We start from the raw sequence: 16,182 nt of genomic DNA, 5'->3' as shown, positions 1-16,182 counted from the left end.
CGCCCGTCCCCGCCGCCGTCCCACAGCCCGCCGCACCAGGAGGATCCCATGAGCACCATCGAGACCGACGCCACCCCCGAGCGCGCGGAGGCCCCGACGGGTCCGTCCGTGGCGGCGGATGCCGGCACCCCCGCGTCCGCGCGCTCCCTCGGGAGCGTGGGGCCGATCTTCAGCGTCGGGGGCGCCGTCGACCGGTCGACGGGCGACCCCGCGGAGGACTTCCACGAGGCGTCGAAGATCACGAGGATCACCCACCCCGGCTGGACCGACGTGCGGTACGCGCACCAGATGGCGCAGGAGGCGCAGGGCGTCGCCGACGCCGGTCCCGGTGGAGCGACCTCCGCGCCGCGGCTGCTCCCGGCCCTGCCCCTGCCGCGCGCGCTCCCGCTGCGGCACGAGCTGGGCGCGACGCTGGCGGCGCGCCGGTCGGCGGAGCCGCGCAGGCTCGGGCGGCCGGTCCAGCTGGCCGAGCTGGCGACCGTGCTGCGCCTCGCCTACGGGCCGCGCGGCGATGGCACGCCCGGGCGGTTCGTGCCCTCGGGCGGCGGGCTGTACCCGCTCGACCTGCACGTGGTCGCGCGGTCGGTCGTGGGGCTCGAGCCGGGGATCCACCAGCTCGACCCGCTGGAGGAGACGCTCGTCGACGTGTCCGGGCTCGACCGCGACGGGCGGCTCGCGCGGTTCCACCGCGCGGCGCCGTCGCTCATGGCGCCGATCCCCGAGACGGCGGCGGTCACCGTCGTCATCACGGGCAGCTTCGAGCGCTCGCGCTGCAAGTACGGACTCCGGGGCTACCGGCTCACCCTGCTGGAGGCGGGTCACGTCGGGCAGAACGCGCTCCTGGTCGCGACCGCGCTGGGGCTGCCGGTGCTGGGCTGGGTCGGCTTCGTCGACCACGAGCTGGACGCGGTGCTCGGGCTCGACGGGGTGACGCAGTCGTCCCTGTACGCGATCTCGTTCGGCGGCGCCGAGCCGGGGGCGCGCCGCTTCGCCGCGGAGGAGGCATCCCATGACTGACGCGATCGAGCTCGAGGGGATCACCCGCACCTTCGGCCGGACGCGCGCGCTCGACGCCGCGTCCTTCTCCCTCGCGCCGGGGCTCGTGCACGCGCTGCTCGGGCCGAACGGATCCGGGAAGACCACCGCCATCGACGTGCTCACCGCCACCCGGCGCCCGGATGCGGGCCGGGCGCGCGTGCTCGGCCACGACGTGCGTCGCGGCGGGCCCACCGCGGCGCTCGTCGCGGTCATGCCGCAGGCTCTCGCCTTCCCCGAGTACCTCACGGTGCGCGAGGTGCTGGCGCTCGCCCTCGTGCCGCACGCCGCCGCGCTCACCCCGGCCGCCGCGATCGACCGCTTCGACCTCGACCGCCTCGCGTCGCGCCAGACCGGCGGCCTCAGCGGCGGCGAGCGGCGGCGGGTCGCGCTCGCGTGCGTGGTGGGCGCCGGGACGCCTGTCGTGGTGCTCGACGAGCCCTCCGCGGCGCTCGACATCCCGGGCCGGGCCGCCGTGCGCGACGCCATCGCGGCGGTCCGCGACTCCGGGCGCACCGTGCTCCTCGCCTCGCACGACATGGAGGAGGTCGCCGCGCTCGCCGACACCGTCGTCTGCCTCGACCACGGGCGCGTCGTCGGCCACTGGACCGCCGCCGACTTCCGCGGGCTGGCCGGTGTGCGGCGGGTCGGCTTCGACGCGACCGCCGCCGAGGCGCGGCGCCTGCGGTCGTCCGGCGCGGTGCCCGAGGCGGGGGAGGAGCCCCGGGGCGCCGAGCGGATCCGGTGGGTCATCGACACCGACCGCTCCGACGTCGTCGCCGGGCTGGTGCTCGCCGCCGTGCCGCAGCCCCGCCTCACGGTCGTGGAGCCGGGGCTCGGCGAGATCGTGGAGCGCGTGCTGGCGGGTGGCGCGGACGCGATCCCCGCCGATCCGTCGCGCGCCGAGGATCACGCGGGATGCGCCCGATGACCGCCGCGCCGATGCCGGTCCGCCCGACCGCGGCCCGCCGCCTCGCCATCTACCGCGCCCACGTCGTGAGCGAGCTCGCGCAGAACGCGCGCATGCCGGCCTTCGTGCTGCCGCTCCTCGCCTACCCCGTGCTCATCTACGCGGTCGTCGGCCTGCCGCAGGGCGGGCCGCCGAGCGCGCGGCTCAGCGTCCTGCTCGGCTACGTGCTGTTCTCGGTGCTCGGCACGGTGACGTTCCAGTTCGGCGTGGGCGTGGCATCGGCGAGGGAGTCGCCGTGGGAGCGGTGGCTGTTCACCGCGCCGGTGCCCGCGTGGATCCGGCTGGCCGCCAAGCTCACGGTCGCGTGCGTCTTCGGCGTCGTCTTCGTGATCCCGGTGGTCGCGGTCGGGATCCTCGCGGGCGGCGTCCGGGTGGACGCGGCCACGCTCGGATCCGTCGCGCTCGCCGTGCTCGCCGGCGCCGTGCCGATGGCGCTGCTCGGCCTCGCGATGGGCTACTGGTTCCCCGCCCGCGGTGCGCTCGGGCTCGCCAACCTGGTGTACCTGCCCCTGTCGTTCGCGGGCGGCCTGTTCACGGGCGGCGACACGAGCGGCACGCCATGGGAGTCGCTCACCGTGCTGCTGCCGACCGGCGCGTGGAGCACGCTCACGAGCGCGGCGGCCCGGCAGGACACGGCGGTCATGGGGATCCCGCTGATCCTCCTCGCGGCGTGGGCGGTGCTGCTCGGCGGCATCACCCTCGCGGGCTACCAGCGCACGCAGTCGGCGAACTTTCGCTGACGGCCACCCGGAAGCGGGCGCGGCCCGGTGTGTAGCGTTGATCCCGCGCGCCGTCACCGGGCCGCGCCACCGCACGCACCGCACCGTCACCGTCGACGAGAGGGAACCATGCCCCAGATCACCACCCCCGTAGCGCTCTTCACCGGCCAGTGGGCCGACCTGCCGCTGGAGGAGGTCGCCCGGCTCGCGAGCGGCTGGGGGTTCGACGCCCTCGAGATCGCGTGCTCCGCCGAGCACCTCGACGTGTGGCGCGCGGCCGAGGATCCGGCGTACCTCCGCGGCCGCCGCGAGATCCTCGAGCGCCACGGCCTCGAGGTGCACGCCCTCTCGCAGCACCTCACCGGCCAGGCCGTGTGCGATGACCCCATCGACTTCCGGCACCAGGCGATCCTGCGCTCCAAGGTCTGGGGCGACGGCCAGGCGGAGGGCGTGCGCCAGCGCGCCGCCGAGGAGCTGGAGCTCACCGCGAAGGCGGCCTCCGCACTCGGGGTCACGCGCGTCACGGGCTTCACCGGATCCCGCATCTGGCCGTACGTGGCGATGTTCCCGCCGGTGCCGGAGTCGGTCATCGACGCCGGCTACCAGGACTTCGCCGACCGCTGGAACCCGATCATCGACGTGTTCGACGGGGAGGGCGTGCGGTACGCGCTCGAGGTGCACCCGAGCGAGATCGCCTACGACTACTGGACCACGCGCCGCACGCTCGAGGCCATCGGGCACCGCCCCGGCTTCGGCCTCAACTGGGATCCCAGTCACATGATGTGGCAGGGCATCGACCCGGTCGGCTTCCTCCTCGACTTCGCCGACCGGATCTACCACGTGCACGCCAAGGACACGCGCGTCACGACGGACGGTCGCGGCGGCCGGCTCGGCTCCCACCTGCCCTGGGGGAACCCGCGCCGCGGCTGGGACTTCGTCTCGGTCGGCCACGGCGACGTGCCCTTCGAACGCGCCTTCCGGGCCCTGCGCAGCATCGGCTACGACGGCCCGGTCTCCGTCGAGTGGGAGGATGCGGGGATGGACCGCCTGCACGGAGCCCCCGACGCCCTCGCCCGGGTCCGCTCCCTCCTCTGGCCGACGCCCGACAGCCTCTTCGACTCGGCGTTCGCGAACAACCGGGACGATGCGCCCGCCGCGACGTCCGCCGCGACGTCCGCCGCGACGCCCGCCGACGGCACCGCCGGATCCACCGCGTGACGCTGCGCGACGGCCAGTTGGCCCGCCTCCTCGTCGTCGACGTGGAGACGGGCGCCGAGCGCATGGTCGCCGAGTCGGCCGTGCTGCACATCGAGGCCCCGAACTGGACGCCCGACGGACGCTGGCTCGTCGTCAACGCGGAGGGTGGCCTGTGGCGGCTGCCGGCGCCCGACCCGGAGGAGCCGGATCCCGACCTGCCCGAGCCCGCGGTCGACTTCCAGGCGGTCGATCTCGGCGGCGTCCCGCCCATCAACAACGACCACGTCATGTCCCCCGACGGCGCGCACGTGTACGTCTCCGGCCGCGACGGCCACCTCTACAGCGTGCTCTGGAACGACGGCGCGGGCGGGCCGGGCCGGCGGATCACGGCCGACCGGGATCCGGCGCTCCGCTTCAAGAACTACCTGCATGGCGTCTCGCCCGACGGCACGACGCTCAGCGTCATCGGCGGCCAGGTCGACGCGCGCGGCGAGTGGACCACGAACATCCACCTCGTGCCCGTCGACGGCGGCCCCACCACGCAGCTCACCGACGACGGCTTCCCGGACGACGGCGCCGAGTTCTCGCCCGACGGCGGCTGGCTCTACTTCAACTCCGAGCGCGGATCCGACCTGCCGGGCCACGCCCAGCTGTTCACGATGCGCACCGACGGCTCCGACACGCACCAGTTCACCGCCGACGAGCGCGTCAACTGGTTCCCGCACCCATCGCCCGACGGCGAGCACATCGTCTACCTCAGCTTCCCGCCCGGCACGCTCGGCCACCCGGCCGACCACGACGTGATCCTCCGCGTCATCGACCGGCAGAGCCACCGCACGCGCGACCTCGCCGCCTTCCCCGGCGGCCAGGGCACCATCAACGTCACGAGCTGGGCGCCCGACTCGCGCCGGTTCGCCTACGTCGCGTACCCGTTCGAGGCGCCGAGCCTGACCTGACGCGGCCGGCCGGCGACCGTGCGGTCCCGCGGCACCGCGGGCGTGCGTCCCGGTGGCGCGCACGATCCGCGGAGCGTAGGCGCAGGCAATTCCCCAGTGTGAGGAGATCCCGCATGGGATCATTGACGCGTCCGCGCGCCACCTAGCCGTTCCGATTCCCGTCGGCCTCATCACCGGAGACCCCCGTGAACATCACCACGACCACCTGGCTCATCACGATCGCGGTCACCATCGCGTTCTTCGTCTACGAGTTCTTCACCCACGTGCGCAAGCCGCACGAGCCCACCATCGGCGAGTCCGCCCGCTGGTCGGCCTTCTACATCGGCCTCGCGCTGATCTTCGGCGTCGGCATCGGCTTCACGAGCGGCTGGGGCTACGGCGGCGAGTACTTCGCCGGCTACCTCACCGAGAAGGCCCTGTCGATCGACAACCTGTTCGTGTTCCTGCTGATCATGACCGGGTTCGCCGTGCCGCGGAAGTACCAGCAGAAGGTGCTGATGATCGGCATCGTCATCGCGCTGATCATGCGGGCCGGCTTCATCGCGCTGGGCGCCGCGCTCATCGAGAACTTCTCCTGGGTCTTCTACATCTTCGGCGCGCTGCTGTTCGTGCTCGCGTACCAGCAGCTGAAGGGCGACCACGGCGGCAACGCGGCGGACAACATGTTCGTACGCATCGCCCGCCGGATCCTCCCCGTCCACGACGAGTTCGTCGGCGACCGCTTCACCACGAAGATCGACGGCAAGCGCTTCGTCACCCCGCTGCTGCTCTGCGTCATCGCGATCGGCTTCGTCGACCTGGTGTTCGCGCTCGACTCGATCCCCGCCATCTACGGCCTCACGAACGAGGCGTACATCGTGTTCACCGCGAACGCCTTCGCGCTGATGGGCCTCCGCCAGCTGTACTTCCTCATCGGCGGCCTGCTCGAGCGCCTCGTCTACCTGTCGCAGGGCCTCGCGGTGATCCTCGCGTTCATCGGCGCGAAGCTCGTGCTGCACGCGATGCACGTCAACGAGCTGCCCTTCATCAACGGCGGCGAGCCGATGCTGTGGGCGCCCGAGATCCCGATCTGGTTCTCGCTCCTGTTCATCGGCGCGACCATCACGGTCGCCACCGTCGCGAGCCTCGCGAAGACCCGCGGCGACAAGCAGAAGGAGGACCGCGCGAGCGTCGACGGCGAGAGCGTCACCCGCGCGACGGAGGAGAAGCACTAGCTCCGCGCACCTCCGCACGACCCGGGCCCGGCGCATCGCGCGCCGGGCCCGTCGTCGTGCGGCCCGGCGGATCCGTGCGCTGGCCGCTCGTGGGGCGCGCCGACCTGGCAGCATCACCGGGTGCCCGACGACCCCGATTCCGCGACCCGCGCCCACCAGCTCTGGGAGGAGGGGCTGCGATCGGAGATCCTGACCCTCCTCAAGCAGCGCGTGCGCGAGGTTCCCACGGACCGGGCGTGCCGGCTCGTGCTCGCCGAGCTGTACCGCGAGCTCATCGCACCGGATCAGGCGGGTCGCTGGGGCATCGCATTCCCCGCTTGGACGACGGACGTCGAGCGCGATCGGCTCGCGCGCATGATCGCGCACTCCGGGATCGCGGACGACGAGATCCCGGCGTTCCTGGCGCTCCCTCCCGCGGACCCGTCCGAGCCCGGGTCCGAACCCGAGCTGCCGGACGAGGCCGCCGCGTTGCTGCCCGAGATCGAGCGCTACCGGGCGCACTTCGCCGACCCGGCGCGCATGACCCGATGGGAGCGGAAGGCGGCGCGACAGGCGGCGGAGCAGGCAGAGCGTGCGGCGATGTGGCCCTCCGGCGCCATGGAGGTCGTTGGTATGGCGACGGACTTCTCGTGGTGGATTGTCGGTGCCGTCTTCGCTCTGGGAGCGGGGCTCGTCTGGCTGGCCGCGCTGTTCGATCAGCCGGTGACCGCGCTCGCTCGCTGGACGGGCACCGCCACGCTCGGCACGATGGCGGCCGCATGCGCCGCGCGCGCCTTCGTGATGCGAGCCGACGAGCGGTTCCGGCGCCGCCGCGAGCCCGACAGCGATCCTGTTGACGTCGACGTGAGCCCGTGGATCATCGGGGCCATCATGCTCGGGCTCATCGTCTACGGTCTGGTCTCCGCGAATCTCCGGACCGGCGGCCCGCTCCCGTTCTGACCATCCCGCCGAGGCGGCCCCATGGCGGGCTCATGGGCGCTTCATAGGAAGATCCGGATGATGGATCCCGTGACCACCGCAACGCCCTCCGGCTTCCAGCCCGCCGCCGCCCCGCAGCCCCGCCTCACCCGCGCCGACGGGTCGCCCATCCGGGTGCTCGTCGTCGACGACGAGGCGTCCCTGACCGACCTGCTCCAGATGGCGCTCCGCTACGAGGGCTGGCAGATCCGCACGGCCGAGAACGGGCACCAGGCGCTCGCCGCCGCGCGCGAGTTCAAGCCCGACGCCGTGGTGCTCGACATCATGCTGCCCGACCTCGACGGCCTCCAGGTGCTGTCGCGGCTGCGCGCCGACGCCGAGGACATCCCCGTGCTCTTCCTCACCGCCAAGGACTCGCTCGACGACCGGCTCGCCGGCCTCACCGCGGGCGGCGACGACTACGTGACCAAGCCGTTCAGCCTGGAGGAGGTCGTGGCCCGGCTGCGCGGCCTCATCCGCCGCTCGACGCTCGTGGTGAGCGACAGCGTCGACCCGGTGATCCGCGTCGGCGACCTCACCCTCGACGAGGACAGCCACGAGGTCGCGCGCGCCGGCGACCCCATCGAGCTCACCGCCACCGAGTTCGAGCTGCTGCGCTATCTGATGCGCAACCCGCGCCGCGTGCTGAGCAAGCTGCAGATCCTCGACCGGGTGTGGAGCTACGACTTCGGCGGCAAGTCGAGCGTGGTCGAGATCTACATCTCCTACCTGCGGCGCAAGATCGACGCCGGCCGTAGCCCGATGATCCACACGGTGCGCGGCAGCGGCTACATGCTCAAGGCCGCGGAGTGACTACGCCGCAGGTCGCCCCGTCGCCGGATGCGCCGGCGCAGGGCGCGCCGCCGCTGCGCGAACGACTGGCCGCTGCGGCGCGCGGCATGACCCTGCGCCGCCGGCTCGTCCTCAGCGTCGTGGGGCTGCTGGCGCTCGCGAGCATCCTCATCGGCACCGTGAGCATCCTGGCGCTGCGGACGTCGCTGATGCAGCAGGTCGACCAGCAGCTGCAGGCCACCGCGGCGCGGTCGCAGAGCTTCGTCGACCGGGATCCGGACGACTACGGCAGCTTCCCCGGGGCGCCCGGTGGACTCGGCGCGTTCGGGCAGCAGGTCGGCACGATCAGCGCGACCATCGTCGACGGCGTCGTCGTCTCGGGCGGGTACATCGCCGACCGTGACGCCGCCGAGGGCGAGCCGGGTGGCGCCGGCACGGTGGAGCTCACGCAGGTGCAGAGCCAGAAGCTGCAGAGCGTGCCCACGGACGGGGTCCCGCGCACGGTCGACCTGGGCGGTGCGCTCGGCAGCTACCGGCTCATCGGCGAGACCTCGTCGTCGGGCGCCATCATCGTCACCGGCCTGCCGACGAAGCCCGCCGACGACGTGGTGGAGCAGCTCATCCTCGTGATCACCGTGGTCGCCGCCCTCACGCTGGCGCTCGCCGCGGTGCTCGGCGCCGTCATCGTGCGGCGCGCCCTGCGGCCGCTCGACCGGGTCGTCGACACGGCGACCCACGTGGCCGCCCTCGAGCTGGACCGCGGCGACGTCGCGCTCGAGGCGCGCGTGCCCGCATCCGACACCGACGAGCGCACTGAGGTCGGCCGCGTGGGTGCCGCGCTCAACGGCCTGCTCGGCCACGTCGCCGCGGCGCTGGCGTCGCGGCAGGCGAGCGAGGCCAAGGTGCGGCGGTTCGTGTCGGACGCGAGCCACGAGCTGCGCACGCCGCTCGCCTCCATCCGCGGTTACGCCGAGCTGACTCGCCGCGGGCCGCACCAGCTGCCCGAGGACGTGACGCACTCGCTGTCGCGCATCGAGTCGGAGTCGGTGCGCATGACCACGATCGTCGAGGACCTCCTGCTCCTCGCGCGCCTCGACGAGGGGCGCGAGCTGGAGTCGGATCCGGTCGACCTCACGCGCATCCTCCTCGACACGGTCGGCGACGCGAGCGCGGCGGGCCCGGACCACGACTGGGACCTCGACCTGCCGGACGATTCCGTGAGCGTCCCCGGCGACGATGCGCGGCTCCGCCAGGTGGTCGTCAACCTGCTCGCGAACGCCCGCACGCACACCCCGGCCGGGACGCGCGTGGTCGCGTCGCTCGCGGTGGAGGGCGCGGGTCCGGATGCGCACGCCGTCATCCGCGTGACCGACGACGGACCCGGCATCCCGCCCGCCTTGCAGGAGTCCCTGTTCGAGCGCTTCGTGCGCGGCGACGGATCCCGGGCCCGCTCCACCGGCGGCACGGGCCTCGGTCTCGCGATCGCGCAGGCGATCGTCGCGGCGCACCACGGCGCCATCTGGGTGGAGTCGGAGCCGGGCCGCACGGTCTTCGGGGTGCGGCTGCCGGTGGAGCGGCGCGCGGTGGATGCGCGGGCCGTCGCCGATGGAGCGTCCGACCGCTGGGCGCCGCCGTCGGGCGCGCCTGTCGCCGATCGCCCTGGGCCGCGCCCGGCGTGATGACGCCCCATGCCCCGCGCGACGGACGCCCGCGCAGGTCGACGGCGCATGATCGGGGCATAGATCCCGTCCGCCGCCTCATGTTCTGGCTGCGCGTGCCGTTCGTCGCGGACGCGGCGCTCGTCGTCATCGGGATCGCGCTCATCGTCGGCGGCGACGGGGTCGGGTGGTGGGTGCTCGTGTTCGCCGGGCTGCGTGCGCTGGTGGGCGTGGTGGCGATCGTGTGGATCGCGCCGCGGATGATCGCGCGGCTCGCGACACCGGCCCCGGGTGCTGCCGCCGACGCCGACCCGCCCGCCCCGGACGCGGGATCCGCCCGTCGCTAGGCTGGACCCCTGATCCGGGCGCCCGAGCCGCGGATCGAGAGGGTCGTCATCGTGAGCGCAGAGCCAGTCACCGCCGAGTCCGTGGAGCCCGCAGCCGGCATCCGCGTGCGACGCGCGCGCACCGGCGACGTGCCGCGGATCCAGCAGCTCGTCGAGCCGCTCGTTATGGAGGGCATCCTCCTCGGCAAGGACCTCGTCGTGCTCTACGAGAACGTGCAGGAGTTCCGGGTCGCGGTCGACGCGTCCGGCGAGGTCGTCGGCTGCGGCGCGCTGCACGTGATGTGGGAGGACCTCGGCGAGATCCGCACCCTCGCCGCCGCCCCGCACACCCGCGGCACCGGGGTCGGCCACGCGCTGCTCGAGCGCCTCGAGGACGACGCCCGCGAGCTCGGCCTCAGCCGCCTGTTCTGCCTGACCTTCGAGGTCGGCTTCTTCTCCCGCCACGGCTACCACGAGGTCGCCGAGTCGATCATCGCGCAGGAGATCTACTACGAGATGCTCCGCTCGCACGACGAGGGCATCGCCGAGTTCCTCGACCTCTCCCGCGTGAAGCCGAACACCCTCGGCAACACGCGCATGCTCAAGGCGCTCTGACCCCCCCCGCTCCTGGCCGCTGACGCCCGGATCCCCCGAGGGATGTGGGCGGCGGGCGCGCCGACCCGGCCCCGCGGGCACCCGACCGTAGCCTGTGGTCATGTCCTCGACCTCGCCCGGAGGCCGCCCGTCCGCGGCCGTGTACCGCCGTCGCCGCCTGCTCGCGCTGCTCGTCGTGGTGGCCGTGATCGCCGTCGTCGTGATCATCGTCTCGAACCTCGGCCGCGGCTCGGCCGACACCGCAGCCCCCGGCGCGACGCCCAGCGCGGATGCCGCCGCCGGCGACTCGGGTGACGCCGCCGCCGAGCCGACCCCCGACCCCAGCCCGAGCGCCAGCGCAGGCACCGGCACGGAGACGAACGCCGACGGATCCTGCGCCGCGGGCCAGCTGACCGTCACGCCCGTCACCGACGCCGCCTCCTACAAGGCGGGCGTGCTGCCGAAGCTCTCCTTCACCGTCACGAACACCGGCATGGAGCCCTGCACGGCGAACCTCGGGACGACCACGCAGGTGTTCACGATCTCGAGCGGATCCGACGTCTACTGGAAGTCGACCGACTGCCAGACGGGCGCGGAGGACGCCGAGGTCGAGCTCGCCGCCCGCACGCCGCAGACGTCGTCGCCGTTCGAGTGGTCGCGCCAGCGGTCGTCCACCACCACGTGCCAGGAGAAGGAGCGTCCGGCCGTGCCCGCCGGCGGCGCGACCTACACGCTCTCGGTAGAGGTGGCCGGCGTGAAGAGCGCCGAGCCGAAGTCCTTCCTGCTCTACTGACGCGCGCAGCGGCCGGCGCCCATGTGCGCACATGAGCACGATTCCCAATTGGATGCATTCATTGCAATCCGTGCATGTGTCTGTCATCCTGGTGCTCCACCGACGTTAGGACGCATCATGACCGACACCACCGAGACCCACGCCGAGCACACCGTCGCCGAGCACCAGCACGGCGCCGACTGCGGTCACGAGACCGTCACGCACGAGGACCACGTCGACTACGTCCACGACGGACACAAGCACGCCGAGCACGGCGACCACTACGACGAGCACTGATACATCGCGCGACGACGCGCGACGATCGAGACGGGGACCAGGCCGTGAGGCCAGGTCCCCGTCGCCGTATCCGGGCCGGGTCGCGTCTCCGCCTCGGCCTAGGATCGTCCAGATGACCTACCCACCCCCCGGCTTCGAGCAGGCCGCCGACCTCTTCAAGGCGCTGTCCTCGCCGTCGCGCCTCGGCCTCATCGGGCTGCTCGCATCGCGGCAGATGAGCGTGACGGAGCTGGTCGCCGAGTCGGGCCTCTCGCAACCACTCGTGTCGCAGCACCTGCGCGTGCTGCGGTCGGCGGGTCTGGTTACCGTGGAGCGCGACGGGCGCATCGCCCGCTACGAGGTGGCGGACACGCACGTGACCCACGTGGTGGATGACGCCGTGGCGCACGTGCGCGAGCACGTGGTCGGTTCCGTCGACGCGGGCTGAGCCCGTAGCCCGCGCTGGCGGGCGGCCCGGGTCGTGGCCCGCGGATCAGAACGCCTCGTCGAGCTCCTTCTCCCGCTCGCTCTTCGCGAGGGAGAACGCGCGGCCGAGCGCGGAGAACAGCGGGCCCCACTCGGCGTCGACGATCTGCGTGAAGCCGAGCCGCCGGGCCTCCGCCGCGCGCTGCGGCGCCGACGTGACGCCGCGGATCTCGCCCGCCAGGCTGATCTCGCCGAACGCCGCGAGGTCGTGCGGCATGGCCTTGCCGTTGACGGCGGACACGAGCGCGACGGCGATGGCGAGATCCGCCGCGGGCTCGGTGAGGCGCACGCCGCCGACCGTGGAGACGTAGACGTCGCGATCCGAGAGCCGCACGTTGGCGCGCTTCTCGAGCACCGCGAGCAGCATCGCTACGCGCGACGCGTCCACCCCGTTGACCACCCGGCGCGGCTGCGGCGCCTTGGTGTCGACGACGAGCGCCTGCACCTCCACGGGCAGGGCGCGGCGGCCCTCCATCGCGACGGTGACGCACGTGCCGCTCACCGAGTGGACCCCGCGCGAGAGGAACATGCCGCTGGGATCCGGCACCTCGACGATGCCGTCGCCCGCCATCTCGAAGCAGCCGACCTCGTCCGTGGGGCCGAAGCGGTTCTTGAGCGCGCGAATGAAGCGCAGCGACGTCTGCCGGTCGCCCTCGAACTGGCAGACCACGTCGACGAGGTGCTCGAGGAGCCGCGGGCCGGCGATGGATCCGTCCTTCGTGACGTGGCCGACGAGCAGCAGCGGCAGGTCGCGCTCCTTGCAGACGCGGATGAGGGTGACGGCGACCTCGCGCACCTGGCCGGGGTGGCCGGGCAGGCCGTCGGACGTGCTGCTGGAGACGGTCTGCACGGAGTCGACGATGAGGAGGTCGGGCGCGACCTGCTCGATGTGGCCGAGGATCGTGCCGAGGTCGGTCTCGGCCGCGATCATGAGCGACTCCTGCAGCCCGCCCGTGCGCTCGGCGCGCATGCGCACCTGCGCCACGGACTCCTCGGCCGTGACGTAGAGGACCTTCGCGCCCTTCGCCGCGGCGCGCGCCGCGACCTCGAGCAGCAGCGTGGACTTGCCGACACCGGGCTCGCCGCTCATGAGGATGGCCGCGCCCGGCACGATGCCGCCGCCGAGCACGCGGTCGAGCTCGCCGACGCCGCTCGGCATGTGGCTGGCGGACGCGGTGCCGACGTGCATGATCGACCGTGCCTGGCTGGATCCGGCGGGCGTGAGCGTGGTGACGCGACCGGCGGCCGCGGGCGTCTGCGACACCTCCGCGACGGTGTTCCAGCTCTGGCACTCAGCGCATCGGCCGACCCACTTCGGGGTCGTCCACCCGCACTCCGAGCAGCGGTACGTGGAGTGGATGCGGGCCATGCGGGGGACTCTACCGGCGGGCACCGACATGGGCGGACGCGCGGCGCTAGGCGTCGCGGCGGCGGAAGAAGAGCGCCGCGGCGGTCGCCGGGAGCAGGAGCCAGGCCGCGACGACGGCGACCTCGAGGCCGGTCGCGGGCGGCGGGGCGATGCTCCCCGTGGTGCCCGTGAGGATCCGGCCGGCTGTCGTGAGGAGCAGGTCGTACGCCGGGACGCCGCCGAGATCGGGCAGCAGGCCGACGACGGTGGGCAGCACGAGCTGGATCCCGATGAACGCGGTGATGGCCGCGAGGCCGCTGCGCATCAGGGTCGCGAGCGCCAGGCCGAGGAGGGCGATCATGGCGAGGTAGGCGCCGGATCCGAGCAGCGGCCCGAGCACGCCCCACGACGCGAGGCCGCCGTCGTAGCCGAGGTCGGCGCGCGTGCCGAGGGTCAGCAGGTAGGCGGCGAGGCCGGGGATCACCCCGAGTGCGAACGCGACCAGCGCGACCGCGAGCGCCTTCGCGGCCAGCGCCTGGAGGCGGTCCGGCACCGCGGCGAGGGTGGAGCGGATCGTGCCGGACGAGTACTCGGACCCCATGGCGAGCACTCCGAGCACGCCGACGACGATCTGGCTGAGCAGCAGCGGCGTCGTGAGGACGGCGGCCGTGCCCGCGTCCGCGGTCGACGGCGAGGAGCCGGCGGGCAGCGGGTTCGCCACGAGCGACGCCATCACGCTGATGCCGACGCCCGCGAGCACGACCAGCGCGGCGGTCCAGCGGGTGGAGCGGAGCGTCGCGAGCTTGAGCAGCTCGGAGCGGGTCGCGCGGCGGAACGTGACCCGCGTGCGCCGGGGGTCGCGGGCGGCGTGCGGGTGGCGGGTGGTTCCGGTGGTCGGGATCATGCGGCCGACGCTACGGAGGGGACGCGAGGAGCCGAGTCGGGCGGCGGTGCCGGGCTGACGGGCCGCGGGTGCCGCGCGGCGATGCGAGCGCGGTACCCGGGGACATCGGGCGCCGCGGACCATGCGCACGGCCGGTCAGTCGGCGGGATCCGGGTCCGTCGCAGGTCGGGCCGATAGGCGGACCATCGCGCGGATGTAGAGGAGCACGGCGGCCGCGAGTGCCGCGGCGCCGACCCAGGGAGGCTGGAAGCTGCCGGTCACGAGGAGCGCGCCGACGATCAGCGTGACAACGAACCAGAGCGTGCCGGTCGGCGGGGGCGCGAGCGCCCGGCCCCGGCCGCGGGCGCGTACGTACATGGACACGGAGAGGGCGAAGGCGGCCGCGGAGATCCACGACGACACTCCTGCGCCGGTGACGAGCAGCGCGCCCGAGAAGAGCCCGATCACCAGCCAGACGGTGCCGGTGGAGCGGGCGTCGGGGGTGTCGTCGGCCATGCTCCCACCCTAGGGACGCGGGTCGGTCAGACGCGAGGCGGACCGGGCGCCACCCGCACGACGAGGGCGCCCGCGGCGCGATCGTAGGGCGTGCGGCCGGATCCGAGGAACAGGGTGCACAGGTACGCGACGGGCAAGACGTACGCGGCGAGCGTCGCCGCCTGCGCCCCGGTCGGCGTCACGCCCGTCGTGCCGCTCGCGTCGACGAGCGCGTAGACCGCCGTGTGCGCGATCACCCAGGGGAGCGCGATCTTGAGGGCGCTGCGAAGGAGCGCGCGACGGAAGGGGAGCGCCTCACCCGAGTGGACGTCGCGCACGACCAGGCGACGGGCGCGCTTGCCCGGCGTCGCCTGCCGCGGGCCGGACTCCCACACCGCCAGCGCGAGCGTGATCGGGACCACCAGCACCAACGTCGCGACCACGTTCCCCGCGACGGGAGGGAGCGCGATCGTGGCGCCGACCAGGAAGAGAGGGACCGTCACGGCCGAGACCAGGCCGATCCAGACGGTCATGAAGAGCCAGTCGATCAGGCCGGCGAGGAGGCGGGCGCCGGGCTGTCGGGTCATGGTCGCGACCCTATCCGTGGGCGCGGGCGCGGGCGCATCCGACGACGACGCGACGTCGTCAACGCGTCAGCTTCCGCGGTCGCGTCAGCGCCCCGCCACCTCCAGCGCGCGCACCGTCGCCGGGAGGAACGGCAGGAACGCGCTCGCCCAGACGCGGTAGCCGCGGTCGTTCGGGTGGAAGAGGTCGCCCGCGGCCTGGGTGAGGGCGAGCACGGCCGTCTGTCGGCGGGTGATGCGGTGCAGCGGGGCGATGCGGAGGCCGCGGTCGGTGGCGAGGCGGCGGACGATCTCGTTCGCGACGCGCACCTTGCGCTCGCTCGCCGGGAAGTGGAAGCACGGCAGGTCGGCGACGACGGTGGTCGGCGGGACGGCGTCGAGGATCCGGCCGAGGTCGTGCTCGAACGCGACCGGCTCGAACGCCAGGATGTCGTTCGCGCCGATCGCGAGGGTCACCACGTCGGGCTGCATCTTCGCGAGGCGGGGGAGCTGGTGCTCGACGAGGTCGGAGGCCCGGGCGCCCGAGACGCTGAGGTTGACGGTGCGGACCGAGCGGCCGCTCAAGGCGCGGATCCGGTCGGCGAGGATCCCGACGTAGCCGTTGCCCGGGCGGCTCGCGCCGATGCCCTGCGCGGTCGAGTCGCCGAGCGCCACGTAGAGGAGGTCGCCCTCGAGCTTCGCCTGCTCGCGCCACCAGGCGGAGTTCACGGGGAGCGTCTCGTTGAGGACCACGGCCCGCTCCCGTCGGCCGGCCTCGAACCGGCGCGGCACCACGAGGGCCGCGGCGGCGAGGCCGCCGAGCGCGGCGGTGACGGAGGCGATGAGGGCGGCGGGGCGGGTGGATCTCTGGGGCACCACGGGAGCATACGCGCGCGGATCCGGGCGCCGGCTGACCGCGGGGCGGTCGTGCGCTGATCGGC

The 16,182-nt window shown here is 73.6% G+C and carries 19 protein-coding genes; 14 read left to right on the top strand and 5 right to left on the bottom strand.

All coding sequences use genetic code 11. The features are described from left to right. Window positions 1–48 precede the first annotated feature (48 nt). The 14 genes from FGD68_RS01040 to FGD68_RS00975 all read left to right on the top strand — a co-directional run bounded on the left by FGD68_RS01040 (window position 49) and on the right by FGD68_RS00975 (window position 11,914). Complete coding sequence (locus FGD68_RS01040) at window positions 49–1,017, top strand: SagB/ThcOx family dehydrogenase (RefSeq protein WP_237609673.1); 969 nt, start codon at window positions 49–51, stop codon at window positions 1,015–1,017. Next, the gene (locus FGD68_RS01035; protein ID WP_104235289.1) at window positions 1,010–1,966 is read left to right on the top strand and encodes an ABC transporter ATP-binding protein; all 957 of its coding nucleotides are present in this window, start codon (window positions 1,010–1,012) and stop codon (window positions 1,964–1,966) included. Before FGD68_RS01040 ends, FGD68_RS01035 begins: the two co-directional genes overlap by 8 nt. After that, window positions 1,954–2,745: an ABC transporter permease gene (locus tag FGD68_RS01030; RefSeq protein ID WP_237609672.1), complete on the top strand. Its 792-nt coding sequence runs from the start codon at window positions 1,954–1,956 to the stop codon at window positions 2,743–2,745. Before FGD68_RS01035 ends, FGD68_RS01030 begins: the two co-directional genes overlap by 13 nt. A 108-nt stretch (window positions 2,746–2,853) precedes the next feature. Further along, window positions 2,854–3,942 (top strand): sugar phosphate isomerase/epimerase family protein, encoded by a 1,089-nt coding sequence (locus FGD68_RS01025; protein ID WP_119372924.1) that lies wholly within the window; start codon window positions 2,854–2,856, stop codon window positions 3,940–3,942. After that, on the top strand, window positions 3,939–4,877 hold the full coding sequence (locus FGD68_RS01020) for a TolB family protein (RefSeq protein ID WP_119372923.1): 939 nt from the start codon (window positions 3,939–3,941) through the stop codon (window positions 4,875–4,877). Before FGD68_RS01025 ends, FGD68_RS01020 begins: the two co-directional genes overlap by 4 nt. A 185-nt stretch (window positions 4,878–5,062) precedes the next feature. Next, window positions 5,063–6,091, top strand: a complete 1,029-nt coding sequence (locus FGD68_RS01015; RefSeq protein ID WP_119372922.1) for a TerC family protein — start codon at window positions 5,063–5,065, stop codon at window positions 6,089–6,091. A gap of 120 nt (window positions 6,092–6,211) precedes the next feature. Further along, the gene (locus tag FGD68_RS01010; RefSeq protein WP_119372921.1) at window positions 6,212–7,030 is read left to right on the top strand and encodes a tetratricopeptide repeat protein; all 819 of its coding nucleotides are present in this window, start codon (window positions 6,212–6,214) and stop codon (window positions 7,028–7,030) included. Window positions 7,031–7,087: 57 nt separating this feature from the next. Continuing rightward, window positions 7,088–7,861, top strand: coding sequence for a response regulator transcription factor (locus FGD68_RS01005; RefSeq protein WP_104235294.1), 774 nt, complete (start codon window positions 7,088–7,090; stop codon window positions 7,859–7,861). Window positions 7,862–7,947: 86 nt separating this feature from the next. Then, window positions 7,948–9,519 (top strand): sensor histidine kinase, encoded by a 1,572-nt coding sequence (locus tag FGD68_RS01000; protein ID WP_182480909.1) that lies wholly within the window; start codon window positions 7,948–7,950, stop codon window positions 9,517–9,519. Window positions 9,520–9,599: 80 nt separating this feature from the next. After that, window positions 9,600–9,845 carry a hypothetical protein gene (locus FGD68_RS00995; protein WP_237609671.1) on the top strand — a complete coding sequence of 82 codons (246 nt, stop codon included), beginning with the start codon at window positions 9,600–9,602 and terminating at the stop codon, window positions 9,843–9,845. Window positions 9,846–9,896: 51 nt separating this feature from the next. Then, window positions 9,897–10,439 carry an amino-acid N-acetyltransferase gene (locus FGD68_RS00990; protein WP_012039452.1) on the top strand — a complete coding sequence of 181 codons (543 nt, stop codon included), beginning with the start codon at window positions 9,897–9,899 and terminating at the stop codon, window positions 10,437–10,439. Between the two features lie 100 nt (window positions 10,440–10,539). Then, window positions 10,540–11,211, top strand: coding sequence for a hypothetical protein (locus FGD68_RS00985; RefSeq protein ID WP_237609670.1), 672 nt, complete (start codon window positions 10,540–10,542; stop codon window positions 11,209–11,211). 117 nt (window positions 11,212–11,328) lie between these two features. Next, complete coding sequence (locus tag FGD68_RS00980; protein WP_012297997.1) at window positions 11,329–11,487, top strand: hypothetical protein; 159 nt, start codon at window positions 11,329–11,331, stop codon at window positions 11,485–11,487. A gap of 112 nt (window positions 11,488–11,599) precedes the next feature. Beyond that, complete coding sequence (locus FGD68_RS00975; protein WP_012039449.1) at window positions 11,600–11,914, top strand: ArsR/SmtB family transcription factor; 315 nt, start codon at window positions 11,600–11,602, stop codon at window positions 11,912–11,914. A gap of 45 nt (window positions 11,915–11,959) precedes the next feature. On the opposite strand, the gene radA is transcribed toward FGD68_RS00975, so the two are convergent. The 5 genes from radA to FGD68_RS00950 form a co-directional block, all read right to left on the bottom strand. Beyond that, window positions 11,960–13,321, bottom strand: coding sequence for a DNA repair protein RadA (radA, locus tag FGD68_RS00970; protein WP_041464337.1), 1,362 nt, complete (start codon window positions 13,319–13,321; stop codon window positions 11,960–11,962). 46 nt (window positions 13,322–13,367) lie between these two features. After that, window positions 13,368–14,204: an ABC transporter permease subunit gene (locus FGD68_RS00965; RefSeq protein WP_182480937.1), complete on the bottom strand. Its 837-nt coding sequence runs from the start codon at window positions 14,202–14,204 to the stop codon at window positions 13,368–13,370. A gap of 135 nt (window positions 14,205–14,339) precedes the next feature. Next, entirely contained in the window at window positions 14,340–14,699 is a 360-nt protein-coding gene (locus FGD68_RS00960; protein ID WP_119373330.1) for a hypothetical protein, read from the bottom strand. A gap of 26 nt (window positions 14,700–14,725) precedes the next feature. Next, on the bottom strand, window positions 14,726–15,265 hold the full coding sequence (locus FGD68_RS00955) for an RDD family protein (protein ID WP_119373331.1): 540 nt from the start codon (window positions 15,263–15,265) through the stop codon (window positions 14,726–14,728). An 84-nt stretch (window positions 15,266–15,349) separates the two neighbouring features. Further along, the gene (locus FGD68_RS00950; RefSeq protein WP_237609669.1) at window positions 15,350–16,117 is read right to left on the bottom strand and encodes an SGNH/GDSL hydrolase family protein; all 768 of its coding nucleotides are present in this window, start codon (window positions 16,115–16,117) and stop codon (window positions 15,350–15,352) included. Window positions 16,118–16,182 lie beyond the last annotated feature (65 nt).

Source organism: Clavibacter californiensis, from assembly GCF_021952865.1.
Lineage (GTDB): Bacteria > Actinomycetota > Actinomycetes > Actinomycetales > Microbacteriaceae > Clavibacter > Clavibacter californiensis.
Note: the sequence above shows the minus strand (reverse complement) of the source record. Positions and strands in the feature narration are given on the sequence as shown.